General features: G+C 59.0%; 27 protein-coding genes. 14 read left to right on the forward strand and 13 right to left on the reverse strand.

All coding sequences use genetic code 11. The annotated features are described in order from the left end of the window. Window positions 1-10 precede the first annotated feature (10 nt). The 3 genes from cysB (at window position 11) to acnA (ending at window position 4,460) form a co-directional block, all read left to right on the forward strand. The gene (gene cysB, locus MKR05_RS01845) at window positions 11-985 is read left to right on the forward strand and encodes an HTH-type transcriptional regulator CysB (protein ID WP_004203875.1); all 975 of its coding nucleotides are present in this window, start codon (window positions 11-13) and stop codon (window positions 983-985) included. 245 nt (window positions 986-1,230) lie between these two features. After that, window positions 1,231-1,398, forward strand: a complete 168-nt coding sequence (locus MKR05_RS01850) for a YmiA family putative membrane protein (RefSeq protein ID WP_002901776.1) — start codon at window positions 1,231-1,233, stop codon at window positions 1,396-1,398. Between the two features lie 389 nt (window positions 1,399-1,787). Then, window positions 1,788-4,460 carry an aconitate hydratase AcnA gene (acnA, locus tag MKR05_RS01855; RefSeq protein ID WP_023289335.1) on the forward strand — a complete coding sequence of 891 codons (2,673 nt, stop codon included), beginning with the start codon at window positions 1,788-1,790 and terminating at the stop codon, window positions 4,458-4,460. A 47-nt stretch (window positions 4,461-4,507) separates the two neighbouring features. Here the strand turns inward: acnA and ribA are convergent, their stop codons facing one another. Next, the gene (gene ribA / locus MKR05_RS01860; protein WP_023289336.1) at window positions 4,508-5,110 is read right to left on the reverse strand and encodes a GTP cyclohydrolase II; all 603 of its coding nucleotides are present in this window, start codon (window positions 5,108-5,110) and stop codon (window positions 4,508-4,510) included. Window positions 5,111-5,273: 163 nt separating this feature from the next. Between ribA and pgpB the strand changes: the two genes are divergently transcribed. The 5 genes from pgpB (at window position 5,274) to yciH (ending at window position 8,916) form a co-directional block, all read left to right on the forward strand. Continuing rightward, complete coding sequence (gene pgpB, locus MKR05_RS01865; protein ID WP_023289337.1) at window positions 5,274-6,041, forward strand: phosphatidylglycerophosphatase B; 768 nt, start codon at window positions 5,274-5,276, stop codon at window positions 6,039-6,041. A gap of 135 nt (window positions 6,042-6,176) precedes the next feature. Beyond that, complete coding sequence (locus MKR05_RS01870; RefSeq protein WP_023289338.1) at window positions 6,177-6,485, forward strand: LapA family protein; 309 nt, start codon at window positions 6,177-6,179, stop codon at window positions 6,483-6,485. Between the two features lie 6 nt (window positions 6,486-6,491). Further along, window positions 6,492-7,661, forward strand: coding sequence for a lipopolysaccharide assembly protein LapB (lapB, locus tag MKR05_RS01875; protein ID WP_004203879.1), 1,170 nt, complete (start codon window positions 6,492-6,494; stop codon window positions 7,659-7,661). Between the two features lie 191 nt (window positions 7,662-7,852). Continuing rightward, a complete protein-coding gene (gene pyrF / locus MKR05_RS01880; RefSeq protein ID WP_023289339.1) occupies window positions 7,853-8,590 on the forward strand; it encodes an orotidine-5'-phosphate decarboxylase in 738 nt (245 codons plus the stop codon). Then, window positions 8,590-8,916, forward strand: a complete 327-nt coding sequence (gene yciH / locus MKR05_RS01885; RefSeq protein WP_073900767.1) for a stress response translation initiation inhibitor YciH — start codon at window positions 8,590-8,592, stop codon at window positions 8,914-8,916. Before pyrF ends, yciH begins: the two co-directional genes overlap by 1 nt. Before the next feature lie 129 nt (window positions 8,917-9,045). Here the strand turns inward: yciH and osmB are convergent, their stop codons facing one another. The 3 genes from osmB to MKR05_RS01900 all read right to left on the reverse strand — a co-directional run bounded on the left by osmB (window position 9,046) and on the right by MKR05_RS01900 (window position 10,538). Beyond that, entirely contained in the window at window positions 9,046-9,264 is a 219-nt protein-coding gene (gene osmB / locus MKR05_RS01890) for an osmotically-inducible lipoprotein OsmB (RefSeq protein ID WP_002901783.1), read from the reverse strand. A gap of 271 nt (window positions 9,265-9,535) precedes the next feature. Further along, window positions 9,536-10,285, reverse strand: coding sequence for a DNA-binding transcriptional regulator YciT (locus MKR05_RS01895; RefSeq protein ID WP_023289340.1), 750 nt, complete (start codon window positions 10,283-10,285; stop codon window positions 9,536-9,538). Window positions 10,286-10,358: 73 nt separating this feature from the next. Then, window positions 10,359-10,538, reverse strand: coding sequence for a hypothetical protein (locus MKR05_RS01900; RefSeq protein ID WP_004203883.1), 180 nt, complete (start codon window positions 10,536-10,538; stop codon window positions 10,359-10,361). Between the two features lie 25 nt (window positions 10,539-10,563). On the opposite strand from MKR05_RS01900, the gene MKR05_RS01905 reads away from it, so the two are divergent. Beyond that, complete coding sequence (locus MKR05_RS01905) at window positions 10,564-10,689, forward strand: hypothetical protein (protein WP_254915175.1); 126 nt, start codon at window positions 10,564-10,566, stop codon at window positions 10,687-10,689. Window positions 10,690-10,696: 7 nt separating this feature from the next. On the opposite strand, the gene MKR05_RS01910 is transcribed toward MKR05_RS01905, so the two are convergent. From MKR05_RS01910 to MKR05_RS01925, 4 genes are all read right to left on the reverse strand, one after another. Beyond that, window positions 10,697-12,631 (reverse strand): exoribonuclease II, encoded by a 1,935-nt coding sequence (locus MKR05_RS01910; protein ID WP_023289341.1) that lies wholly within the window; start codon window positions 12,629-12,631, stop codon window positions 10,697-10,699. Window positions 12,632-12,712: 81 nt separating this feature from the next. Continuing rightward, window positions 12,713-13,870 carry a carboxymuconolactone decarboxylase family protein gene (locus MKR05_RS01915; protein WP_072413031.1) on the reverse strand — a complete coding sequence of 386 codons (1,158 nt, stop codon included), beginning with the start codon at window positions 13,868-13,870 and terminating at the stop codon, window positions 12,713-12,715. A gap of 188 nt (window positions 13,871-14,058) precedes the next feature. Further along, complete coding sequence (fabI, locus tag MKR05_RS01920; protein WP_023289343.1) at window positions 14,059-14,847, reverse strand: enoyl-ACP reductase FabI; 789 nt, start codon at window positions 14,845-14,847, stop codon at window positions 14,059-14,061. A gap of 199 nt (window positions 14,848-15,046) precedes the next feature. Beyond that, on the reverse strand, window positions 15,047-15,589 hold the full coding sequence (locus MKR05_RS01925; RefSeq protein ID WP_048297337.1) for a HutD family protein: 543 nt from the start codon (window positions 15,587-15,589) through the stop codon (window positions 15,047-15,049). A gap of 209 nt (window positions 15,590-15,798) precedes the next feature. On the opposite strand from MKR05_RS01925, the gene MKR05_RS01930 reads away from it, so the two are divergent. Genes MKR05_RS01930 through hutH form a run of 5 tightly spaced genes read left to right on the forward strand, consistent with a single transcriptional unit; the run spans window position 15,799 to window position 20,408 of the window. After that, complete coding sequence (locus MKR05_RS01930; protein ID WP_023289345.1) at window positions 15,799-16,644, forward strand: transporter substrate-binding domain-containing protein; 846 nt, start codon at window positions 15,799-15,801, stop codon at window positions 16,642-16,644. Between the two features lie 11 nt (window positions 16,645-16,655). Then, window positions 16,656-17,375 (forward strand): ABC transporter permease, encoded by a 720-nt coding sequence (locus MKR05_RS01935; RefSeq protein WP_023289346.1) that lies wholly within the window; start codon window positions 16,656-16,658, stop codon window positions 17,373-17,375. A gap of 9 nt (window positions 17,376-17,384) precedes the next feature. Then, a complete protein-coding gene (locus tag MKR05_RS01940) occupies window positions 17,385-18,116 on the forward strand; it encodes an ABC transporter permease (RefSeq protein ID WP_238875501.1) in 732 nt (243 codons plus the stop codon). Window position 18,117: 1 nt separating this feature from the next. After that, the gene (locus tag MKR05_RS01945) at window positions 18,118-18,912 is read left to right on the forward strand and encodes an ABC transporter ATP-binding protein (protein WP_017900863.1); all 795 of its coding nucleotides are present in this window, start codon (window positions 18,118-18,120) and stop codon (window positions 18,910-18,912) included. Continuing rightward, entirely contained in the window at window positions 18,909-20,408 is a 1,500-nt protein-coding gene (gene hutH, locus MKR05_RS01950; protein ID WP_238875499.1) for a histidine ammonia-lyase, read from the forward strand. Before MKR05_RS01945 ends, hutH begins: the two co-directional genes overlap by 4 nt. 29 nt (window positions 20,409-20,437) lie before the next feature. Here the strand turns inward: hutH and sapF are convergent, their stop codons facing one another. Genes sapF through sapA form a run of 5 tightly spaced genes read right to left on the reverse strand, consistent with a single transcriptional unit; the run spans window position 20,438 to window position 25,723 of the window. Then, window positions 20,438-21,247 (reverse strand): putrescine export ABC transporter ATP-binding protein SapF, encoded by an 810-nt coding sequence (gene sapF, locus MKR05_RS01955; RefSeq protein ID WP_004203898.1) that lies wholly within the window; start codon window positions 21,245-21,247, stop codon window positions 20,438-20,440. 1 nt (window position 21,248) lies between these two features. Further along, a complete protein-coding gene (gene sapD, locus MKR05_RS01960) occupies window positions 21,249-22,241 on the reverse strand; it encodes a putrescine export ABC transporter ATP-binding protein SapD (protein WP_023289349.1) in 993 nt (330 codons plus the stop codon). Continuing rightward, entirely contained in the window at window positions 22,241-23,131 is an 891-nt protein-coding gene (sapC, locus tag MKR05_RS01965; RefSeq protein ID WP_238875498.1) for a putrescine export ABC transporter permease SapC, read from the reverse strand. The genes sapD and sapC overlap by 1 nt, the downstream gene beginning before the upstream one ends. Then, window positions 23,118-24,083, reverse strand: coding sequence for a putrescine export ABC transporter permease SapB (gene sapB / locus MKR05_RS01970; protein ID WP_017900865.1), 966 nt, complete (start codon window positions 24,081-24,083; stop codon window positions 23,118-23,120). The genes sapC and sapB overlap by 14 nt, the downstream gene beginning before the upstream one ends. After that, window positions 24,080-25,723, reverse strand: a complete 1,644-nt coding sequence (gene sapA, locus MKR05_RS01975) for an ABC transporter substrate-binding protein SapA (RefSeq protein WP_023289350.1) — start codon at window positions 25,721-25,723, stop codon at window positions 24,080-24,082. The genes sapB and sapA overlap by 4 nt, the downstream gene beginning before the upstream one ends. Between the last annotated feature and the right edge of the window lie 269 nt (window positions 25,724-25,992).

The raw sequence follows: 25,992 nt of genomic DNA on the forward strand, positions 1-25,992 counted from the left end.
GGATATCAGCATGAAACTACAACAGCTTCGCTACATCGTTGAGGTGGTTAACCATAACCTGAATGTTTCATCCACCGCCGAAGGGCTTTATACCTCTCAGCCAGGCATCAGTAAGCAGGTGCGTATGCTGGAAGATGAGCTGGGCATCCAAATCTTTGCCCGCAGCGGCAAGCATTTGACTCAGGTGACGCCTGCCGGGCAGGAGATCATCCGTATTGCCCGCGAGGTGTTGTCGAAAGTCGATGCCATCAAATCTGTCGCCGGGGAGCATACCTGGCCGGACAAAGGGTCGCTATACGTGGCGACCACCCATACCCAGGCGCGCTATGCGTTGCCCGGGGTGATCAAGGGCTTTATTGAACGCTATCCGCGGGTGTCGCTCCATATGCATCAGGGTTCGCCAACCCAGATCGCCGAAGCCGTGTCGAAAGGCAACGCCGACTTCGCCATTGCTACCGAAGCGCTGCATCTGTATGACGACCTGGTGATGCTGCCATGCTATCACTGGAACCGGTCGATCGTGGTGACGCCGGAGCATCCTCTGGCCTCCAGGGGCTCGGTATCAATAGAAGAGCTGGCGCAGTACCCGCTGGTGACCTATACCTTTGGCTTCACGGGCCGCTCCGAACTGGACACCGCGTTTAACCGTGCGGGCCTGACGCCGCGCATTGTCTTTACCGCTACCGATGCCGACGTCATTAAAACCTATGTTCGCCTGGGATTGGGGGTTGGGGTGATTGCCAGCATGGCGGTAGATCCGGTCTCCGATCCGGACCTGGTGAAGCTGGATGCCAACGGTATTTTCAGCCACAGCACCACTAAAATAGGCTTCCGCCGTAGCACCTTCTTACGAAGCTACATGTATGATTTTATTCAACGTTTTGCACCCCATCTGACCCGGGATGTAGTGGATACCGCAGTGGCGCTACGGTCGAATGAAGATATTGAAGCGATGTTCAAAGATATAAAACTTCCGGAAAAATAACCACGTTAAAAATAATGGCATTCCGTGTAAGGAGTGCCATTAACTATCATGGCCCTTATTTAACAACTTAAACCTCGAACCAATCACAAAATTAAGAATTTCTGATAACGCGTTTTTCATAATGCCCGTCGCGATCAAATAACCGGTCAAATATATTCCATCAGGCCTAAATTCACTGGATTAATCGTTTATCCATAATTAAGATTTATCTGTACCTGATGATTTGAGCAATTGGTGGTGACAATATGATAAGTAATATCGATTACATGAAACTGGCGATGTCATACGAAAATGACAAAACCGAAATCGATCCCGTTCTGCGTAGTCGCGTATGGGGCGTAGTGTTGGTAGGGCTGGCGATGTTCTGGAGCATCATCGCGCTCACCATCTGCAACATCTGGATTGTCAGCTAAAGCTGTAGGTCATCGTTGTAGATACATGTCATTTTTATGACAGTGAAAGGAAACTGTAATATAAAATCAGTGACCGGCAATACAGGGAGAATATATTTTGCCGCGGGATTCATCCAACCTGAAATCAATCACAAGAGCTAATCGGCCAGCAGGTAATGATTAGCTCTTTTTTTGTCCTCGTGTACTAATACAATATCGCTTAAAAGACCTCTCTGCACTATTTTGGTGCTATTTCCTCTGCGCGTAGATAATTCCCTTTTAACCCCTCTCCGTCACATCAGATTTAGCAATTTGGGTTGTTATCAAAGTGTTATGCCCAGCATGTGTTATCTTTAATGGAGACCCTGAGGAGAATCGGGGTATGCCATCCCTGAGATAAAGGAGGAGCTATGTCGTCAACCCTACGAGAAGCCAGTAAGGATACGCTGCAGGTTAACGCGAAAACCTGGCATTACTACAGTCTGCCGCTGGCGGAGAAGCAGCTGGGCGATCTCAGTCGACTGCCCAAGTCGCTGAAGGTGCTGATGGAGAACCTGTTGCGCTGGCAGGACGGTGACTCGGTGACTGAAGAAGATATTCGCGCCCTTGCCGGTTGGCTGCAGCAGGCCCATGCCGACAGGGAGATTGCTTATCGTCCGGCCCGCGTCCTGATGCAGGACTTTACCGGCGTACCGGCGGTGGTGGATCTGGCCGCCATGCGCGAGGCGGTGAAACGCCTGGGCGGCGATACCGCGAAGGTGAACCCGCTGTCGCCGGTCGACCTGGTGATCGACCACTCGGTGACGGTCGACCGCTTCGGCGATGACGAAGCCTTTGAAGACAACGTCCGCCTGGAAATGGAACGTAACCACGAACGCTACGCTTTTCTGCGCTGGGGGCAGCAGGCCTTCAGCCGCTTCAGCGTGGTGCCGCCGGGCACCGGGATTTGCCACCAGGTCAACCTGGAATATCTCGGACGGGCGGTGTGGAGCGAAGAGGTGAACGGGAAGTGGATGGCGTGGCCGGATACCCTGGTGGGCACCGACTCCCATACCACCATGATTAACGGGCTCGGCGTGCTGGGCTGGGGCGTGGGCGGGATTGAAGCGGAAGCCGCCATGCTTGGCCAGCCGGTGTCGATGCTGATCCCCGATGTGGTAGGCTTTAAGCTCAGCGGCAAATTGCGCGAAGGCATTACCGCTACTGACCTGGTCCTGACGGTCACCCAGATGCTGCGCCAGCACGGCGTGGTCGGAAAATTTGTTGAGTTCTACGGTGACGGTCTGGATACCTTGCCCCTGGCCGACCGCGCCACCATCGCCAATATGGCGCCAGAGTATGGCGCCACCTGCGGTTTCTTCCCGATCGATGACGTGACGCTCAGCTATATGCGCCTCAGCGGACGTAGCGAAGAACAGGTGGCGCTGGTGGAAGCCTATGCCAAAGCGCAGGGCATGTGGCGCCAGCCGGGCGATGAGCCGGTCTTTACCAGTACCCTGGCGCTGGATATGGGCAGCGTTGAAGCAAGCCTCGCCGGGCCGAAGCGGCCGCAGGATCGCGTGGCGCTCGGCGATGTGCCGAAAGCCTTTGCCGCCAGCGGCGAGCTGGAGGTTAACCACCTTCAGCGTCAGCGCCAGCCGGTGGCGTATACGCTGAACGGGCATCACTATTCGCTGCCGGATGGCGCTGTGGCCATTGCGGCGATCACGTCCTGTACCAACACCTCCAACCCCAGCGTGCTGATGGCCGCCGGCCTGCTGGCGAAAAAAGCCGTCGAACGCGGACTGCAGCCGCAGCCGTGGGTGAAAGCTTCTCTGGCCCCGGGCTCGAAAGTGGTGTCGGATTATCTGGCCCATGCCGGCCTGACGCCTTACCTCGACCAGCTCGGCTTCAATCTGGTGGGGTATGGCTGTACCACCTGTATCGGTAACTCCGGCCCGCTGCCGGAACCTATTGAAGAAGCAATCAAAAAAGGCGACCTCACCGTCGGGGCGGTGCTCTCCGGTAACCGTAACTTCGAAGGGCGTATCCACCCGCTGGTGAAAACCAACTGGCTGGCCTCGCCGCCGCTGGTGGTCGCTTACGCGCTGGCCGGGAACATGAACATCGATCTTACCCGCGAGCCGCTGGGGCAGGGCAGCGACGGCGAGCCGGTCTATCTGAGAGATATCTGGCCGAGCGGGGAGGAGATTGCCCGCGCGGTGGAACAGGTCTCCACGGAGATGTTCCGCAAAGAGTACGCGGAAGTGTTTTCCGGGACAGAGGAGTGGAAGGCGATCAAGGTGGAGGCGTCAGATACCTACGACTGGCAGGAAGATTCGACCTATATTCGCCTGTCGCCGTTCTTTGACGAGATGGGCATCGAGCCGCTGCCGGTGGAGGATATTCACGGCGCGCGGATCCTCGCCATGCTGGGCGATTCAGTGACCACTGACCACATTTCGCCGGCGGGAAGCATCAAAGCCGATAGTCCGGCAGGCCGCTATCTGCAGGAGCATGGGGTTGCCCGGCGCGACTTTAACTCCTACGGCTCCCGTCGCGGTAACCATGAGGTGATGATGCGCGGCACCTTCGCCAATATCCGCATCCGCAACGAAATGGTGCCGGGGGTGGAAGGGGGCATGACCCGCCATCTGCCGGACCGCGAACCGGTGGCGATCTACGATGCAGCGATGCTATATAAAGCTGAGGGCATACCGCTGGCGGTGATTGCTGGTAAGGAGTATGGCTCAGGTTCCAGTCGCGACTGGGCGGCGAAGGGGCCGCGCCTGCTGGGGATCCGGGTGGTGATCGCTGAGTCCTTCGAACGTATCCACCGCTCCAACCTGATCGGGATGGGGATTCTGCCGCTGGAGTTCCCGCAGGGCGTCACCCGTAAAACGCTACAGTTGACCGGCGAAGAGCGGATTGATGTCAGTAACCTGCAGTCACTGCAGCCCGGCGCCACGGTGCCAGTGACCCTCACCCGCGCTGACGGTTCGCAGGAGGTGATCGCCTGCCGGTGTCGTATCGACACGGCGACCGAACTCACCTACTACCGCAACGACGGCATTTTGCACTACGTCATCCGCAATATGCTGTAAAACGAAGGGCCAGCATCGCTGGCCCTCTCTTAACGCTGCCGCCGGTATTATTCCGCCGGCTTGCTGTTCAGCAGATGGCCCATCTTGGCGGCTTTGGTGTCCAGATAGTGGGCGTTTTTCGGGTTGCGCCCGACGATCAGCGGAACGCGCTCCACAATGTTAATCCCGGCTTCGCTGAGGATTTCCACTTTTTTCGGGTTGTTGGTTAATAACCGCACTTGCTCAACGTTGAGCAGCTTGAACATATCGGCGCACAGGGTGAAGTCGCGTTCATCGGCGGCGAAGCCAAGCTGATGGTTCGCTTCGACAGTGTCATAACCCTGATCCTGCAGCGCGTAGGCGCGGATCTTATTCAATAAACCAATGTTGCGACCTTCCTGACGATGATAGAGCAGGATCCCCCGGCCTTCTTCGGCGATATGCGACAGGGCCGCCTCCAGCTGAAAGCCGCAATCACAGCGCAGGCTAAACAGGGCATCGCCCGTCAGACATTCTGAATGGACGCGGGCGAGCACCGGCGACTGCCCTGAAATATCGCCGTATACCAGCGCGACATGATCCTGTCCGGTTGCCAGTTCTTCAAAACCCACCATCAGGAAATCGCCCCAGGGGGTTGGCAGTTTGGCTTCTGCCACACGTTTAAGCTGCATGTGATTCTCCAGATTCTGTCAGCACCTGAATGTGCTTTCTGTTTACCGCTATTTTGCCACAACGCCGGGACGTTCTCCTAATCACGAACGGTTAGCCGCGCGGAAAGCGCACAAACGATCTACTTTCCGCTATGATGTTCATCTACAAGGAGAAGGAGAGAAAATGCTGTTGATTGCCCGACGAACCGCTCTCGCGGCGGCGCTGCTGCTGGTCATGCCCCTCACGGTCTGGCTGTCTGGTTGGCTGTGGCAGCCAGGACTGCCGGTGGTATGGCTGAAAAGCCTCTGGTGGGTGACGGAAACGGTGACCCAGCCGTGGGGAATTATCACCCATGTTGTGCTGTGCGCCTGGTTTCTCTGGTGCCTGCGCTTTCGCCTGCGCGCGGCGCTGATCCTGTTCCTCATTCTTGCCGCCGCCATCCTGGTGGGACAGGGGACCAAATCCTGGGTCAAGGCGCGGGTTCAGGAGCCGAGACCGTTTGTCATCTGGCTGGAAAACGCAAGGCAGGTGCCGGTGACGCAATTCTACGCGTTAAAGCGCAAAGAACGCGCTAAACTGGTGCATGAGCAGCTGGCGCAGGCGCAGGACATCCCGCCGTTTTTACGCAAACACTGGCAGAAAGAGACCGGGTTTGCATTCCCGTCAGGCCATACGATGTTCGCCGCCAGCTGGGCGCTGCTCGCTGCCGGGCTGCTGTGGCCGCGTCGGCGCTGGGGCACGATCGCGGTACTGCTGGCGTGGGCGACGGCGGTGATGGGGAGTCGCCTGGCGCTCGGTATGCACTGGCCGCTGGATCTCATCGTCGCTACGCTGATCTCCTGGCTGCTGGTCACGGTGGCCTGCTGGCTGACGCAGCGTCTTTGCGGGCCGCTTTCGCCGCCGGGGGAAGAGGCGCAGGATATTAAAAAACGGATGCCTGAAGCGGAATAATGTTGATTTTAGCGGCATCCGACCGCATATCCTGTCGAGTTGCCGTGCTTTTTCGTTCCACCGCTGCGGCGAAAATGATACTTTATAGGGCTGAAAGCGGGCTTTTTACGCGCAACCCACAGAACGGGAAGTCATGTGAAATATTTACTCATTTTCTTACTGGTGTTAGCAATCTTCGTCATTTCAGTGACGCTGGGGGCGCAGAATGACCAACAGGTCACTTTCAACTATTTGCTCGCTCAGGGTGAATTCCGCATTTCGACGCTGCTGGCGGTGCTGTTCGCCGCGGGCTTTGCCATCGGCTGGCTGATCTGCGGCCTGTTCTGGCTGCGGGTGCGCGTCTCGCTGGCGCGCGCGGAGCGGAAAATTAAGCGCCTTGAGCACCAGATTGCTCCTGTCAGCCCGGCGGCTGTCGAGGCAGGCGTGCCTGCGGTGAAGGAATAACCTCTTATGCTGGAGTTGTTGTTTCTGCTTTTACCCGTTGCCGCCGCCTACGGCTGGTACATGGGGCGCAGAAGTGCACAACAGTCCAAACAGGACGACGCGAGCCGCCTGTCACGGGATTACGTGGCGGGGGTAAACTTTCTGCTTAGCAACCAGCAGGATAAAGCCGTCGATCTGTTCCTTGATATGCTGAAAGAGGATACCGGCACCGTTGAGGCCCACCTGACCCTCGGCAACCTGTTCCGCTCGCGCGGCGAGGTCGACCGCGCGATCCGTATTCACCAGAGTCTGATGGAAAGCGCGTCGCTCACCTACGACCAGCGCCTGCTGGCGGTGCAACAGCTGGGGCGCGACTATATGGCCGCCGGGCTGTATGACCGCGCGGAAGATATGTTCAAACAGCTGGTGGATGAGACCGATTTTCGCCTCGGCGCGCTGCAGCAGCTGCTGCAGATCTACCAGGCGACCAGCGACTGGCAGTCGGCTATCGAGGTGGCTGAACGGCTGGTGAAGCTGGGGAAAGAGAAGCATCGTGGCGAAATCGCCAACTTTTGGTGCGAACTGGCCCTGCAGCAGATGGCGGCCAACGATCTGGATAAGGCGATGGCGCTGTTGAAGAAAGGCGCCGCCGCGGACCGCAACAGCGCCCGGGTTTCGATCATGATGGGCCGGGTGTGGATGGAGAAGGGCGACTACGCCAAAGCGGTGGAGAGCCTCGAGCGGGTTATCGATCAGGATAAAGAGCTGGTGGGTGAGACGCTGGAGATGCTGCAGACCTGCTACCAGCAGCTCGGCAAAGCCGATGAATGGGAAGTTTTCCTGCGCCGCTGTGTGGAGGAGAACGCCGGGGCGACCGCCGAACTGATGCTGGCGCAGATCCTTGAGCAGCGGGAAGGGGTCGAAGCGGCGCAAAACTACGTGACCCGGCAGCTTGAGCGCCACCCGACCATGCGCGTATTCCATAAGCTGATGGACTACCATCTCAACGAAGCGGAAGAAGGGCGGGCGAAAGAAAGCCTTGGGGTGCTGCGAAACATGGTCGGCGAACAGGTGCGCAGCAAACCGCGCTACCGTTGTCAGAAATGCGGCTTTACCGCTCATACTCTCTACTGGCATTGTCCGTCCTGCCGCTCCTGGGCGACCATCAAACCTATTCGCGGCCTCGACGGCCAGTAAGGTCAAAAAAAAGAGGCGCTTTAGTTACAACATACTTATCATTTCTTCCCCGTCACCGCCTGCAGCCCCGGCATCGCCATCGGCCGCGCAGGGCAAAACAGCAGCCTGTTATTTTGTTAGCTTCACAGGTAGAATGCTGCCCGTTTACCTTTTTTGCGCCCTCTGGCGCCCATCAACACTAAGGTCTGGTCATGACGTCAACAGCTATCCCATCTTCCCGCGCTGTCACTTCCTCTCCCGTTGTGGTTGCGCTCGACTATGATAATCGCGATAAAGCGCTGGCATTTGTCGACCGCATCGACCCGCGCGACTGCCGCCTGAAGGTGGGCAAAGAGATGTTCACCCTGCTGGGACCGCAGTTTGTCCGCGATCTGCATCAGCGTGGGTTTGAGGTGTTCCTGGACCTTAAGTTTCACGATATTCCCAACACTACCGCCCGCGCGGTGGCGGCCGCTGCCGAGCTTGGCGTATGGATGGTGAATGTCCATGCCTCCGGCGGCGCGCGGATGATGACCGCGGCACGCGAAGCGCTGCTGCCCTTTGGTCAAGACGCGCCGCTGCTCATCGCCGTCACCGTCCTCACCAGCATGGAGTCCAGCGACCTGCAGGATCTGGGCATTACCTTATCCCCGGCTGACTACGCGGCGAAGCTGGCGGCGCTGACCCAACGCTGCGGCCTCGACGGGGTGGTGTGTTCAGCTCAGGAGGCGGTACGCTTTAAGCAAGAGCTGGGGCAGGCGTTCAAGCTGGTCACCCCGGGTATCCGTCCGCAGGGCAGCGACGCTGGCGATCAGCGGCGGATCATGACTCCCGAGCAGGCTCAGGCGGCAGGGGTGGACTATATGGTTATTGGCCGCCCGGTTACCCAGTCGACCGATCCAGCCGCGACGCTGCGGGCGATCAACGATTCTCTGCGCAAGGGGGCATAATGAGCGATTCCAACAGCCGTCTGGTCTACTCCACCGAAACCGGGCGTATCGACGAGGCGAAACTGGCGCCGGTGCGCCCGAAAGGCGACGGTATTGTGCGGATCCAGCGCCAGACCAGCGGCCGCAAGGGCAAAGGCGTCTGTCTGATTAGCGGAATTGATGCCGACGATGCGGCGCTCACTGCGCTGGCGGCAGAGCTGAAGAAGAAATGCGGCTGCGGCGGCGCGGTGAAAGATGGCGTGATCGAGATCCAGGGCGACAAACGGGATTTACTGAAGTCGCTGCTCGAGGCGAAAGGGATGAAGGTGAAGTTAGCTGGCGGCTAATTGTTATTTCAACCCTAATTAATGGCCTGGTGAAATAACAAGGCCGCGGTGAATGCCGCGGCCTTGAATGTTTTAACGTGCGTAAGTCAATTCGTGTGAATTATTCTTTTATTTCGTCAGATAAATATATTATTTGCCGACCTGGTGACCAATAATACCACCGACTGCTGCGCCACCCAGGGTACCGAGTGCGCTACCGTCAGTTAACACCGCACCGCCGATGGCGCCGGCACCTGCGCCGATAGCAGTGTTACGATCGCGTTTAGACATGTTAGAGCAAGCGCTCAGAGACATTGCTACAGTGACAGCCAGAACAACAGCAGCCATTTTTTTGCTCGTTGAAGTCATCATTTTTTTCTCCTGAATAATCTATTCATGGATTACAGCGCTCCTGTAAGCATAGCCTGATAAAGCAGCTTTAGGGCAATTCCATGAAGTTAGGGTGCGCAGGTATCACGAAAATCACGCAGGTGATAGTCACTTCCTGTTATATCGCTAATAATAATTTTACTTTTTTTAAAATTTAGCGTCAGGTAAAAAGTCTTAATTACCGGCTCGGAATACTCTCAGAGCGTTAACGCGCCCGTCCGACGCTTGGCTGGGACGGGGCGGAGACACATCAGACGTAGGGTACAATATCCACAGTCAGGCCGCTGCGCAGCAACTGCTCACGGCAGTCGTTCGGCAGACGATCGTCGGTGATAACACGATTGAAGCGGCCGGCTGGCCCAAGCGGATAGGGGTGCACCGCGCTGAATTTTGAGCTATCGCTGAGGATAATCGCTTCGCAGTGCTTCTCCAGAACGGCGTTAACCACGTCCGCACGCATCATATCGCGACCGGTAAAGCCGGTTTCCGCCTGCCAGCCATCGATCCCGATAAAGGCTTTACTGAAATGCACCTGCTGGATGAACTGGCGGGTCAGTGGGCCAACCATACTTTCACTGCGTTTCTGGTAAATCCCGCCCAGCAGGATCACCTCTCCCGGCGTCTCTTTCAGCAGATGGGCGATATAGCTGCTGACGGTGATGATGGTGATATCGCCGCGTTCGGCCAGGGTGCGCGCCAGCAGGGCGTTGCTGCTGCCGTTTTCGATAAATACCGTTTCGCCGGCATTCACCAGCGCCGCGGCGCGGCTGGCCAGTTCACGCTTAATGGCGAAATGGGTCATCATGCGGGTTTCGACATCTTCACTGTCCAGTGGGACGGCGTAGCCATGGGTACGGCGCAGATAGCTCTGCTTCTCCAACAGGTTCAGATCCTGACGGATGGTGACCTCTGAAACTCCGGTCATCTTCGCCAGATCGGCGACGCTCATGCGGCCTTTATCGATGACCACTTGCAAAATACTTTGTTGTCGGGCGTTCATAGCAACATCACTGTTAGGGGGCTATACGGCGAGCAACCGGTCAGCATCGCCGGTTGCGGCATGTGGGCGATAATCAGATTTCCCAGGGCGCTTTGGGTGGTTTGTTTTGCTCGGCGTCGTCTGCCGCCAGCGCCAGCAGCTCCGCTTTGAGGATCTCCAGATTATGGATCGCAGAGTGGTAATCACCGGCAACCAGAATATCCAGCACGGTATCGATACGTTGGGCGAGCAGGTGGGCATTCACATCTGACATGGCATTATCCTGGTAACAAAAACGAATGAAATCAATGATGCTAAAAATGGGTGAAAAAGAGAAGCGAAAAAAACGCACAACCTTAATCGGTGCGACGGAAATGGCGGGACAGGGAGGAAAGAAGGAGCGGTTCCCGGAGGAACCGCTGTGATGAGACGTCAGGCAGCCGGACGAGCAATGATGCTACGAGTTTCCATGCGGACTTCAGCGATAGTGACATCGATAACATCGGTCACTTTGTAGACCACTTCTCCCTTAATCTGCACGGTGCCGTTTTCCTGGCTGCAGACCAGTTCGTCGCGCACGGCGTGAAGGAACGGGGCCGGAATAAAGGCGACCGCGCCATTGTCCACCAGACGCACGCGCATCCCGCCGCGGCTGATGTCGATGATCTCCGCCGCAAAGCGGGTATCGGTGCCGGCTTTATCGTTGAGGAAACGGGCATACAGCCAGTCGGCGACATCGCGTTCGGCCATGCGGTTGAGACGACGGCGCTCCGCCATCTGCACGGTGGCTTCATCCTGCGGGCGCGCAATGGTTTCGCCTTTGATGATGGCCTTAAGCAGACGGTGGTTGATCATGTCGCCATACTTACGGATCGGCGAGGTCCAGGTGGCGTAGGCCTCAAGACCGAGACCAAAGTGCGGGCCCGGCTCGGTGCTGATTTCAGCAAACGACTGGAAACGACGTATGCGGCTGTCGAGGAAACCGGTCGGCTGGGCGTCCAGTTCGCGGCGCAGCTTGCAGAAACCTTCCAGGGTGAGCACTTCCGTCGGATCAACGTGTACGTCGTGGGTCTTCAGCAGGGCCGCCAGCTGTTCGGTATTCGCCGGGTCGAAGCCGGTGTGGACGTTATAAACGCCGAAGCCGAGCTTGTCGCGCAGAACGCGGGCGGCACAGATGTTGGCAGCGATCATCGACTCTTCGACAATACGGTTGGCAATACGACGCGGTTCCGCGACGATGTCCAGCACTTCGCCTTTTTCGCCAAGGACGAAACGGTAATCCGGGCGGTCTTTAAACACCAGCGCGTGGGTCTGACGCCATTCGCTGCGACGCTGACACACGTCCTTCAGCAGCGTAATTTGCTGCGCGATTGCCTCGCTGCCCGGCTGCCAGCTGCCGCGGCCTTCCAGCCAGTCAGAGACGTCGTCATAGGCCAGCTTGGCTTTCGATTCGATGGTGGCGGCAAAGAACTCGATGTTGTCTTCAATGGTGCCATCGGCCGCCAGGGTCATCCGGCAGGCCAGCACCGGGCGCACTTCATCGGCACGCAGGGAACACAGGTCGTCTGACAGTTCGCGCGGCAGCATCGGGATGTTGAAGCCCGGCAGATAGTTGGTAAAGGCGCGTACTTTTGCGGCGTTGTCCAGCTTGCTGCCTTCGGCAATCCATGCGGTCGGGTCAGCGATCGCCACCGTCAGCAACAGTTTGCCGTCGGCGCCAGATTCGACATACAGCGCATCGTCCATATCTTCGGTGCTGGCGCTGTCAATGGTGACGAAGTCGAGGGCGGTCAAATCGCGGCGTGTCAGCCCTTCGTCAAGCATCTCGGTGGCGACGCCGTCCGGTGCCTCTTTTTCCAGATTATGGCGCGCCAGCGTCACCCACCACGGGACGAAGTGGTCGTCGCTGAAGGTGATGAACTGGGTCAGCTCCGCGTAAAATCCGCGGTCGCCTTTTAACGGATGACGGCGCATTTCAGCGACGGCCCAGTCACCCTGTTTGAAATCATGCTCAACGCCACGGGCGGCGCGGCAGGGAATGGCGTCTTTCAGCAGCGGATGGTCAGGAACGATAGCGAGGCGATCGTCTTTTTTCTGGACTTTACCGACGAAACGGGTCAGGAAAGGCTCAACCAGCGATTCCGGCTCGGCGCTTTCGCGTTCTTTTTCAGAATGGATCACCGCAACGATACGGTCGCCATGCATCACTTTTTTCATCTGCGGCGGCGGAATGAAGTAGCTCTTCTGAGCGTCCACTTCGAGGAAGCCAAAGCCCTTTTCCGTGCCCTTAACGACCCCTTCCGCGCGCGGCGTTTGGGAATGCAGTTGCTGTTTAAGCTGCGCTAGCAGCGGGTTATCCTGAAACATAATTAGGTATTTTCGTGGCTAAAAGAGCGGCTGACATTTTTACGCGATTATGCCTGTCGCAGCAAGCGCTGTTTCAGCAATTTACGTCTGCTGACGCACATTGCCGAGGGCGATTTTCAGACGATTCATCCAGCCGCACAGCCCGCTCCAGGTTAACAGATCGATCGCTTGTTCCGCTGAGAGTCCATATTCGCCGAGGGGTGTTAACTGGGCGGCGCTAAACCGGTCCGGGGAGCGGGTTAACAACTGTACCGCGGTAACGAGCGCGCGCGACTGAGGATGCTGCCCAAGCCAGCGATGGAGAGCCTGATCGCCCTCCCGTAAATGGCTGGCGAACGCTTCTTCACCGTGCCAGTGGGGGAGCCAGGCGTCAAAACAGGTGGCGCTGCCATTGGTGCGCGCGGTGAGTAAGGCGACCTGCGGGCCAAAGGTATCGTTGCCGCTGAGCTGGCGTAACAGCGTCTCCAGCGGCGCCATCAACTGCGGGTCGCAGGCCAGCAGCGGAGCCAGCGGGCCCAGGCCGGGCAGCGACTGCCAGCTGGCGATGCGCCGCTGGCGCTCGTCATCGGCATACTGCAGATCGGGATCTTCTATGTCGGTTTGCCACTCTCCCGGCGGGATGGCGAACAGGCCGGCGGGCGCCTCCTCTTGCTGCGGCATGCCGGGGATCCAGCGCACCGGGAAGCCCTGCGCCGCCTGCAGCACGGCAATCGCCCGCGCCTGGAAGCCGACGAAACCGATAATCTGGTTGATCAGGATAATATCCCGGCTGGTCAGGCCCACTTCGTCCAGCTGGCTGCGGGAAAGGGCGTTAATGACGGAGGGTGAACCGGCGAGCTGACGGGCGTATTGGGTGATCTGCGCCAGACGACGGTTGCTCTCGCGCGAAGAGTCGGGCCCCGGCAGGGGCGCCAGGCGGGCGGCATAGTGGTTACACAGTCGCTGGACGCCGTAGACCTGGGCGACGGTCAGCGCAGTGCTCAGGCGATCGTAGGCGGTAAAGGTTTGCAGGCGGCTTACCGGCACCTGGTCGGGAAACAGCCCCTCGGCGAGCTGGCGCGCGGGGCGTAGCCAGCCTGTGTGGGCGTGTAGCCAGGCGTCCGGCAGCGTCAGGTCCAGCAAAAAGCGGTCTTCAACATGGGCGGCTTCAGGGACGAGCGGCAGGACATCCACCGGGCAGATTGTTGACTGGGTTTCGTGATACCAGTGGTTTTTGCCATTCACGCGGCGTGGCTCCATGGGCTTTCCTTGTTCGGTATGTGGCGAACCGCCGTTCCGCGGATCGTTTATGCAGAACTATCCTGGCGTAACCCGGAAGCAGGAGAAAATATTGATACGTGCTAACAAATAGCCGATTGGAATAACAGGGGGAGCGCAAGGCCTGGGAAGGGAAAACCCTCCTCACCGGGGCGAGGAGGGGAAGGAACTTATTTCAGTTCCAGCTCGTTCATAGCGGCGATACTGAACCCGCCATCAACGTGAACGACTTCACCGGAGATACCCGCAGACAGGTTGGAGCACAGGAAGGCTGCGCTGTTACCCACGTCTTCAATGGTGACGGTGCGACGGATCGGGGTGACCGCTTCGCAGTGCGCCAGCATTTTACGGAAATCTTTGATACCGGACGCGGCCAGGGTACGGATCGGACCGGCGGAGATAGCGTTGACGCGAACGCCTTCCGGACCCATCGCGTTCGCCATATAGCGCACGTTCGCTTCCAGAGAGGCTTTCGCCAGACCCATCACGTTGTAGTTCGGGATCGCGCGCTCGGCGCCCAGGTAGGAGAGCGTCAGCAGAGCAGAATCCGGGTTCAGCATCGTGCGGCAGGCTTTAGCCATCGCCACGAAGCTGTAGGCGCTGATGTCGTGCGCGATTTTGAAACCTTCGCGGGTGACCGCGTTGACGTAGTCGCCGTCTAACTGGTCAGCTGGGGCATAACCGATAGAGTGGACGAAACCATCGAATTTTGGCCAGACTTTTTCCAGCTCGGTGAACAGCGCGGTGATGCTCTCATCTTCAGCAACGTCGCACGGCAGCACAATGTCAGAACCCAGCGCGGCAGCAAACTCTTCAACGCGACCTTTCAGTTTTTCATTCTGATAGGTGAATGCCAGTTCCGCGCCTTCGCGGTGCATTGCCTGCGCAATACCGTAGGCGATGGACAGTTTGCTGGCGACGCCAGTGATCAAAATGCGCTTACCGGAAAGAAAACCCATAGCTTTAATCCTTATCGTTATTGCTTATTTTTACTTTAACAATCATAACGTTAACATTGTTATTTCAAAATAACTCAAATTTAGCCGGGAATTATATCCCACTGACGACCCCTTGTGTCACGATATTTTTCAGCCGGCCCGCGCCGCGCGGGGCCAAAGCCGATCGCGATGGTTCAAGTATACCATTTTTATCTGCTGACTATTTGAGCGCAATCGCCGCCAGCAGCAGACGCCCATCGGCGCTGAGAGGCCGCAACTCGCCCGGAGCGTCGCCGTGCCAGCAGAGCCCGCTGCCGACGGCGCAGCGCCGTCCGGCCAGATCCCATTCACCCTGCAGCACATAAGCAACCCCGTCAGTGGCCGGTCGCTGCCGGTCGCTCACCACTTCAACCTGCGCGAGGGCTCGCCCGCGCTGGGTCATGACATTGAAGTCCAGTCCAGGCTCAACGATCCCGACGCTGGACAGCGCCCATTCGCCGGGAAACGCCCACGGCTGCCAGCGCGCCAGCGGATGGTCGATCTCCTCCCCGCGCAGCCGTAGCGGTTGCCCCGCCAGCAGGACGATCGTCCGGTCGACGCCGGGAAAAGGGGAGAATGGGCCATCGGCCTGCAGGGTGGCAATGCTCGCGCGCCAGAGAAAAGGCGCATCTACGGAAGGAACGGCGATAATTTCCCGGGTGGCGCCAGCGCCGTTCTTCCATGGCGTGACGGGCAAGGTAGCGTAATCAAAATAGGTGATCATAGTTTGCTCGGCGGAAGTCGGAAGTGGATAGTATTTGTTACACACTTGTCTCAATGTTCTTACAAATTATTTACAACAGGGCTCACAAATCCATCATTGAGCGCGTGTGCGGGTTTGTCAATGCTTGTATATACATGAGCAGTCATCTGCGAATTATCTTATCGCCTTGACCAGAGCCATCATGACAAAACGCGATCGGGAGAATGAAAATGCAACAGCGTATTACTTTCCGCCAGGCCTGCCTGGTCACCCTGTTTTCGGGGCTACTGCTGTCTGGTGGCTCAACATACGCTAAAGAGTGGAAATCGATCACCATCGCTACGGAAGGCGGCTATGAACCCTGGAATCTGACGCTTCCCGGCGGGAAACTCAGCGGTTTCGAGCCCGAGCTTATGGCGAATTTATGCCAGCGGATGCAGATCGAATGCAAACTGGTGGTGCAGAACTGGGATGGCATGATTGCCGGACTTAACGCCGGAAAATATGACGTGATCATGGATGCTATCGTCGTTACCCCAGAGCGCTCGAAGGTCGTGGCGTTTACCCAGGCATACGCAGCCACGCCGGCCTCTTTCATTGCGGTAAAAGGGTCGCTGCTACCGCCTTCGCCGGCGGTCAAGCTTCATGATAATGAGAAAGAGATTCAGGCGGCGATTGCGCCGCTGCGCGCGGCGTTGAAAGGGAAAACCATCGGCATCGCGTCCGGCACCGTGTACACCCCATTTATTGATAAGTATTTCAAGGATATCGCTGACGTCCGGGAATATAACAACTCAGCGGATGCGATCCTCGACCTGCAGGCTGAGCGCATCGACGCGGTGTTTGATGATATTACCTTTGCCAACACCACCCTGTCGCGCCCGGAGAATAGCAATCTGGCATTGAGCGGTCCGCTGATGAGCGGCCCAATCTGGGGAGGCGGTGAGGCGATGGGCGTACGCCTCGCCGATACCGAACTCAAAGCGAAACTGGATAGCGCCATTCAGGCGGCGCTGGCCGATGGGACGGTAAAAAAACTGAGTGAGAAATGGTTTAAAAGCGACGTGACTCCCTGAGCGAGGCAACCATGCTAAATCTTCTGAGTTTGGGTGAAAACGGGTGGGGGACGCTGATCCTCAGCGCAACGCTGACTACGTTGCTGCTGTCGCTCGCGGCGCTGGCCGTCGGTGCGGGGGTGGGCGGCGTTATCGCCGCCGCGAAGCTGTCCCGCCACGCGCCAGCGCGCTGGTTCGGCGCCGCCTGGTCGGTGGTATTCCGCGGTATCCCTGAATTACTGGTGATCTATCTGTTTTATTTTGGCGGCTCAGGGATGATTTCATGGCTGGGGCGTCTGTTTGGCGCAGACGGCTTTATTGAGGTTCCGCCATTTCTGATTGGCGCTCTGGCGATTGGCTTGATCTCCTCCTCGTATCAGGCGGAAGTCTACCGTGCTGCTCGTCTGGCGCTGATGCCCGGTGAAGTGGAGGCGGCTTCCGCCATTGGCATGCCGCGCTGGCGGATCCTGCAGCGCATCCTGTTGCCGCAGATTGTCCGTTATTCGCTGCCGGGTTTGTCCAACGTCTGGCAAATGAGCCTCAAAGACTCGGCGCTGGTATCGGTGACCGGGATGGTTGAACTGATGCGCGCCAGCCAGATTGCCGCTGGCTCTACCCGCGATTATTTCCTGTTCTATCTCATCGGCGGCGGCTGCTATTTGATCCTGACGCTGCTCTCTAACCGCGCGTTTACCCGGGCGGAGAGCCGTCTGAACCGCGCCTGGCTGCGTCGCAGCGCCGCGCAGGCGTAAGGAGCCCATATGATTATCGATTTTGCCTTTCTCGGTGAGACGTTGTTGAAGCTCGGCGCGGCGCTGCCGGTGACGCTGGGGCTCTTTATCTGCTCTTTTTTGCTCGGCGGCGTGTTGGCTCTTGGCGTTCTGGCGCTGCGAATGAGCCGCTGGCCGCTGGCAAGCGGTTTCGCCAAAGGCTATATCCTGATCTTTCGCGGTTCGCCATTGCTGATCCAGTTGTTTCTCATTTATTACGGGCTGGGTCAGTTTGGGGTGATCCGCCACAGTTTCCTGTGGCCGCTGCTGCGCGAACCCTTTATCTGCGCCGTTCTTGCGCTGGCGCTCTGTACGGCGGCCTATACCGCGGAAATTCTGCGCGGCGGGTTGCTGGCGATACCGCCGGGCCAGATTGAAGCCGGCCAGGCTTGCGGTATGTCGCGCTGGCTGCTGCTGCGGCGGATCATTGCCCCGGTGATGCTGCGCTATGCGCTGCCAGCCTACTCCACGGAGGCCATTTTATTGGTCAAGTCGACGGCGCTGGCAAGCCTGGTGACCGTCTGGGACGTCACGGGGGTGGCCCAACAGATTATTCAGCGTACCTACCGGACGATGGAGGTATTCCTCTGCGCGGCGGCCATCTACCTGCTGCTCAATTTCATCATTGTGCAGCTGTACGCCCTGCTTGAACGGCGTTTAACCCCGCATACCATGCCAAATCCGGCGACCGTGTCGCTCAAGCCGATAACCAAAGGAGAGTAAGATGCTCGATTCACGTCCGGTGACCTTATCGGTCAGCGATATTCATAAGTCCTTTGGCTCCCTGGATGTCCTGAAGGGGATCACCATCCAGGCGCAGCAGGGCGATGTCATTTCGATCCTCGGCGCCAGCGGCTCCGGTAAAAGTACGCTGCTGCGCTGCATTAACCTGCTGGAAACGCCCGATGCCGGAGTGGTCAGCGTCGGCGGCGAGACGATTGAAATGAAGCATCATGCCCGCGGGCATCGGCTGGCGGCGAACCCCCGGCAGATAGAGCGCCTGCGCTCGCGGCTGGGGATGGTCTTCCAAAGTTTTAACCTCTGGTCGCATATGACGGTTCTGCAGAATGTCATCGAGGGGCCGCATTATGTGCTCAAACGGGACAAACGAACCTGCATTGAACAGGCTGAGCAGTTGCTGGAGCGAGTGGGGATGTTGAACCGAAAGGATTTCTATCCTGCGCAGCTCTCCGGCGGCCAGCAGCAGCGCGTGGCGATAGCCCGCGCGCTGGCCATGGAGCCGGACGTCATGCTCTTTGATGAACCGACCTCAGCGCTGGATCCCGAACTGGTCGGCGAGGTGCTAAAGGTGATGCGCAGCCTGGCGGAGGAGGGACGGACGATGCTGGTGGTCACCCACGAGCTGGGATTCGCCCGCCATGTTTCCAACCGGGTGGTCTTTATGCACCAGGGGACGATTGACTGCGACGGTGCGCCAGAGGCGCTGTTTGGCAGCCAGGGGTCCGCGCGCTTCAAGCAATTTATCTCCAGCCACCAACAGCCAGGACAGGTCGTATGAAAATGATCCAGTGGGGCGATGCGCCGATACGCTGGCAGGAGGTGGCTTGCGTTGCGCGGGGCGAGGCGACCTTGAGCCTCAGCGACAGCGCCTGGTCGCGTATCGCGCAAGGGCGGGCGATTGTCCAGCATATCGTTAAAGCCGGCGAGGTAGCCTATGGGATCAACACCGGGCTGGGGGCGCTGTGCAATATTACGCTGCCGGAAGCGCAGCTACACCAGCTGTCGCGCAATACGTTGCTCAGCCACGCCGGCGGGGTGGGACCGTTGCTGGAGGTCGCCCCAACCCGGGCAATTATGTGCGCCGCGGTGGCCAATTTCAGCCACGGTAAATCCGGGATCTCCGCCGGGATAGTGCAGCAGCTGTTGGCGTTTTTGCAGCATGGCGTCACCCCTCAGGTGCCCTCCCAGGGGTCAGTTGGCTATTTAACGCATATGGCGCACATTGGCCTGGCCCTGATGGGGGTTGGCGATGTGCTCTGGCAGGGGCGAACGTGGTCAGCGGCAGAGGTCCTGTCGCAGCTAGATCTGCAGCCCATCGCGCCGGGAGCGAAAGAGGGGCTGAGCCTGGTCAACGGTACGCCGTGCATGACCGGTCTGGCCTGTCTGGCGTTAGACGACGCCGAGCGCTTAATGAACTGGGCCGATGTCACCGGCGCGATGAGCTTTGAAGCGCTGCGCGGCCAGCTTGTGGCATTCGATGCCGAGATCCTGGCGCTGAAAGCCAGCCCCGGGATCCAGACCAGCGGCCAGCGGCTGCGTGAGCTACTGGCGGACAGCCGTCTGCTGGCCGAAAGTGAAGGACTTCGCACCCAGGATGCGCTAAGCCTTCGCTCGATGCCTCAGGTGCATGGCGCCTGCCGCGATCAGTTTAGCCACGCGCAGACGCAGATAAATATCGAACTCAACGCCTGTACTGATAATCCGCTGATCCTGGGAACCGTTGAGCAGTGGCGGGTGGTCTCCCAGGCGCATCCGCACGGCGAATCGGTGGCGATGGCCTGCGATTTGCTGGCCATTGCCATGGCTGAGCTGGGCGCCATCGCTGAACGACGCCTTGACCGGCTGGTGAATCCTCTGGTGAGCGGGTTGCCGGCGTTCCTGGTCGCCCGACCGGGCGTGAATTCAGGCATGATGATTGCCCAGTACGTCGCCGCGTCGTTGTGCGCGGAAAACAAGCAGCTGGCGCAGCCGGCGGTGCTGGATAATTTTGTTACCTCGGGTCTGCAGGAGGATCATTTAAGCCTGGGCACCGGCGCAGCGCTGAAACTGCAGCGCCTGCTGGGCAACCTCTATCAGATCCTGGGCATCGAATATTTACTCGCCGCCCAGGGGCTCGATTTTCACGAGCCGAAGAAGCTGGCGGCGGGCACGCGCCGGGCGCGAGACCTGCTGCGCGAAAGCGTGCCTGGCTGGGAGGACGATCGCTGGCTGGCGCCGGACATCGCCAGCGCGGTGGCCATCCTTAAGCGAACCGCTGGCCACGCGCCGGCGTGAGGTCTGCGGGCGAGGTGAATGAGACGGCACTATTTGCCGTCTTTGCGCCAGGCGTCGGCGGTGAGAGCCTCACCGAAGTGGCCGGCGATCAGGCGTCGGGTCAGGTCGTGCAACGGTGAGGCCAGCACATCGGCGGTGCTGCCGCGCTCAACCACTTCCCCGTTATGCATCACCAGCACCTGATCGCTGATGTGCTTCATCATTCCCAGGTGCTGGGTGACATAGATGTAAGAGATGCCCTGTTTCTCCTGCAGCTCCAGCATCAGGTTGATGAGCTGGGAACGCATCGACATATCCAGCGAGGCCAGCGCCTCATCGCAGACGATGACCTTCGGGCGCAGGATCAGCGCCCGGGCGAGGCCAAGACGCTGCTTCTGACCCGGGGCCAGCATATGGGGATAGTAGCTGACGTGGTCCGGCAGCAGGCCGACCATGCGCAGGGTGTCGATGATCTGTTTCTGCCGCGCTTCGGCGTCAAGGTCGGTATTCAGCCGCAGCGGAAAATCGAGGATCTGCGAGATGCGCTGGCGCGGATTTAGCGACGTCGACGGATCCTGAAAGATCATGCGAATCTTCTGGCTGCGGTATGAGTAATCCCCGAAGGTCAGCGGATGGTCATCGATCAGCACCTCGCCGCTGGTGGGCTCCACCATGCCGGCCAGCATCTTCGCGAGGGTGGATTTTCCGGAGCCATTCTCGCCGATAATCGCCAGCGTCTGCCGTTCGCGCAGGGTAAAACTCAGCGGCTTAACCGCCTCCACCGTCTGGCGGTGAAACCAGCCGGTGCGATAGCGAAAGGTCTTACTGAGTTGGCGCACTTCCAGCAATGTTTCGACCATTTCACTCTTTCTCCATGTTCAGCGGGAAATGACAGGCGTACAGGTGATTGCGCGCCCCGGTAAGACGCGGGGTTTCAATACACTCGCGCTGGGCGTACGGGCAGCGCGGCCCCAGCCGACAGCCGATGGGCAGCTGCTCCAGCAGCGGTATCGCCCCCGGCAGGGTGTTGAGACGGCTTTTATGCGGCATGGCGCTGCCAAAATCCGGGATCGCGCGGATTAACGCCTGGGTGTAGGGGTGATGCGGCAGGGTGATCAGCTCTTCGCTGGGCCCGCTCTCCACCGTCTGCCCGCAGTACATGACGTTGATTTTATCCGCCCATTTGCTGAGCATCTGCAGATCGTGGCTGATCAGCAAAATGGTGGTGTTGTTGTTCTGGTTGAGCCGCGTCAGCAGGCGGATAATCTGCGCCTGCGTCGTGGGCTCCATAGCGTTAGTCGGTTCATCGGCGATCAGCAGGCGCGGCTGGTTGGCCAGGGCAATGGCAATCATCACCTTCTGGCACTCGCCTTCGGTCAGCTGATAGGGGAAGCTGCGCATGGCGTCTTTGTGATCTTTAATCCCGACGCGGTGCAACAGCTCGATGGCCCGACGTTTACGCCAGCCCAGCCGCTGCCACCAGCGGCCCTTGTAGGTCCAGCCAGGGATACTCTGGATCAGCTGCTGGCCGATGCGCTCAGAGGGGTCGAGGCACGACTGGGGCTCCTGGAATATCATCGAGACGTTGTGGCCGATCAGTTTCCGGCGTTCGCGGTTCGACAGCCGCAGCAGATCGATGTCGTCGAAACGCATGCGGTCGGCCGTGACCCGCCAGTTGTCTTTTGTCACGCCGCAGATAGCTTTGGCGATCAGGCTCTTCCCGGAGCCGGATTCCCCCACCAAGCCACGGATTTCGCCTTCGGTCAGGGTCAGGCTGACGCGGTCGACGGCTTTTACCCAGCCTTCGTTGGTTTTAAATTCGATGGTTAAGTGACGAATATCGAGTAACGGCATTATTCTACCCCGGCAATGATCGCCCGGCGAATACCGTCGCCCAGCAGGTTGACCAGCAGTACGCTGAGCATAATCGCGGCCCCGGGCAGCATCACGGTCCACGGCGCAACATAGATAAGCTCCAGCGCATCGCCCAGCATCGCTCCCCATTCCGGCGAAGGCAACTGAGCGCCGAGGTCAAGAAAGCCCAGCGCGGCGATATCCAGAATAGCCATCGACAGGGCGCGGGTGATCTCGGTCACCAGGCCGGAGGCGATATTGGGCAGGATGGCGAACAGCAGAATATTCAGCGTCGACGCGCCGTCGAGGCGGGCGGCGATAATGTACTCTTTCTCCAGCTCATCGTGGACCATGCTGTAGACGGAGCGCACCATGCGCGGCAGCAGCGCCAGCCAGACGGCAAACATCGCATGGCTGAGGTGCGGCCCGGCAAAGGCGACGACGATGATCGCCAGCAGCAGCGAGGGGATGGAGAGCAGGGTATCAAGGATATGGTTCATCACCGCCGAGCGCAGGCCGTGGGTCGATCCGGCAATGACGCCCAGCACCAGGCCAAACAGCGTGGCGCCGAGGGTGACGACAAAAGCGCCGCCGACGGTCGGCGCCGCGCCGCTCAGCAGTCGGCTGAGCACATCGCGCCCCAGGTCATCGGTTCCTAGGAAGAAAGAGACTTCCCCATAGCGCGACCACGATGGCGGCAGCAGCTGGTAGCCGAGGAACTGCTGGTCGATGCCGTAGGGGGCGAACCAGCCGCCAAAGACGCAAAGCAGCAGCAGCCCCGCGCAGCCGTACAGGCCGATCATCGCCGTGGTGTCGCCATAGAATTTACTCCATACGGTGCGCAGCGCGCCGGGCGGACGCTTTTCCAGATAAACGCTATCGTAGGGCATACCATTCCTTATGTTTCAGTGGGTTAGCCATGGCACCGAGAATATCGGAAATCACGTTGACAATAATCACCAGCGCGCCAATCACCATCACTCCGGCGGAGATCGCCGCGTAGTCCTGCTGACGAATGGCGTTGATAAGCCACCGGCCCAGCCCTGGCCAGCTGAATACCATCTCCGTGATCATCGCCAGGGTGAGCATGGTGGAAAACTGCAGGCCGAGGCGCGGGATCACCGGCGGCAGGGCGTTGTGCAGCACGTGGCGCAGTAAAATTTTGCGTCGCGAGACGCCGCGGGTGGCGGCCGCCTTGACGTAGTTGGTGTCATAGACTTCGCTGGTGCTAATGCGCATCAGGCGGATCACTTCGGTAGTGGGGGCTACCGCCAGGGTCAGCACCGGCAGCACCATATGCCGGGCGGCGCTGACGATCATCTCATGGCGCCACGGCGAGTCCGAAAGCCAGGCGTCAATCAGCGCGAAACCGGTGACGTTTTTCACCTCATACAGCAGGTCGAAGCGGCCGGAGACCGGAAGCCAGCCGAGGGTCAGGGAGAAGAAGAGGGTCAGGAGCAGCGCCAGCCAGAAGACCGGGATCGAGAAACCGACCAGCGCGACGGCGCTGATCAGGGTATCGGGCCATTTGTTGCGCATCACGCCGGCGATCATCCCCACCGGAATGCCAATCAGCAGGGCAAAGCCGAAGGCGAGGATGCACAGCTCCATGGTCGCCGGGAACACCTCGCGCAGCTGTTCGGAAATCAGCTGGCCGTTAATGCTGGAGACGCCAAAATCCCAGTGCAGCACCCCTTCAAACCAGAACAGCCACGCATTCCACAGGGTCGCGCCCTGCAGCGGGGCATGGGGAGTGAAGTAGCTCAGGCTGAAGCCGACAAAGGTCAGAAAAAAGAGGGTGACCAGCAACAGCAGCAGACGGCGCAGGGTAAAAATAATCATGGTTTTTTCACCTCTTCGGTTTTCTCCCGCGATACGCCAGCGAACGAAGCGTTACCGAAGGGGCTAAGCACCAGGCCTTTCATATCATAGCGATAGGCCTGCAACCGCAGCGACGAGGCCAGCGGCAGGACCGGCAGTTCACGAGCGAGGATGCGCTGGGCCTCTTTGTAAGCGTCCATCCGCGAGGAGAGCTGCTGCGAGAGCAGCGCTTTTTGCAGCACGTCATCAAATTCCCGGTTACACCAGTGGGCGAAGTTGGTTTGCGAGGCGATCGCCGCGCAGCTCAGCAGCGGCCGGAAGAAGCTGTCCGGATCGTTACTGTCCGTCGCCCAGCCGGAGAGCGTCAGGTCATGGTTCATGTCCATCAGCCGCGCCTCCTGGAAGCGCCCCTCCACCGGCATGATGATCACCTTGACGCCAATCTGCGCCATATCCGCCTGGATCAGCTCTGCTGTTTTCAACGGGCTGGGGTTCCACGCCTGCGAGCTGGTGGGAACCCACAGTTTGAGGGTCAGATTTTCCAGCCCCAGGGCCTTCAGCCGGGTGCGGGCCTCCTGGGGATTATATTCGGTAATCTTAGCGTCGTTATCGTAGGCCCACGAGGCGCGCGGCAGCATCGACGCCGCCGTCTCCGCAGTGCCATAGTAGATAGACTGCATCAGGCGCTGGTTGTTAATGGCCAGCGCCAGCGCGTGGCGCACCTCCGGGTTGTCCAGCGGCGGCTTGGCGGTGTTGAAGGCCAGCCAGGCAATGTTCATCCCCGGACGCAGCGTCAGGCGCAGGCGCGGGTCGTCACGCAGGATCGTCAACTGGCTGGCGGCCGGCCAGGCCAGCACGTCGCATTCGCCGGTCAGCAGTTTCGACAGGCGGCCGGTTCCACCGGAGCCGAGGTCGACCACCACCTGCGGCATCAACGGTTTGCCGCGCCAGTAGCCGGGGTGGCGCTGCAGGCGAACATACTGCCCGGAGCGGTACTCAGACAGCTGGAACGGGCCGGTGCCCACCGGCTGGCGATCGAGCTGTTCCTGACGATCGTCCTGCGTTAAGCGGGCGGCATATTCGGCGGAGGTAATCGACGCATAGTGGGTGGCCAGATGCCAGAGGAATGATGCATCCGGCCGCTTGAGGCGAAACTCCACGGTCTGATTATCGAGCTTGCGGACGCTCTCCACGCTGTCAGCAAACTGCAGGCTGTCGAAGTAGGGGAAGCTGCTGCCGTTGACGTTGTGCCAGGGGTGATCGCGGTTAAAAATGCGGCCAAAGGTGAAAATCACGTCATCGGCGTTGAAATCCCGCGTCGGGGAGAACCATGCCGTGCGTTGAAACGGGACGTGGCGGCGCAGGTGAAAGCGGTAGGTGGCGCCGTTATCGAGGACTTCCCAGCTCTCCGCCAGCTCGGGAACCAGCCGATAGGTATAAGGGTCGACGTCAAGCAGGCGATCGTAGATCTGCGCGGCCAGCGTATCGACGATCAGTCCGCTGCTCACTTTCTGCGGATTAAAGGTATTAACCTGGCCGCTGACGCAATAGACGAAACCGCTGTCGCGAATATCGGCGCGGTCGGGGAGCGCAGGGGCGGCAAAAGCCTGCCCACACAGCAGGGAAACCGCTGCCAAGAGAGATGACAATTTCAGGCGCATATTTTCTGTTTGATTATAGAGTTGAACTCTATCTTATTAAGATTCATAGACATTCACCACCGCCTTCAACAAGCCTGAGGGATAATGCGGTTACCGGGTGCGTATAGTATTCAGTCAATTGATTAAAATAGTCGCGGAACCGAGTCTGTATAATGAAACATGGTAACTTTTTATCGCCGATATCGCCAGTCAGCTCTGTTTGGCCGCGGTTGACCGGACGGTGGAAGCGACGCTAACGCCGGGGATAAATTCAGTATAGCGGGGAGAAA

Source organism: Klebsiella sp. K5-204 (genome assembly GCF_030128585.1).
In the GTDB taxonomy this organism is placed as follows: Bacteria; Pseudomonadota; Gammaproteobacteria; order Enterobacterales; family Enterobacteriaceae; genus Klebsiella; species Klebsiella quasipneumoniae.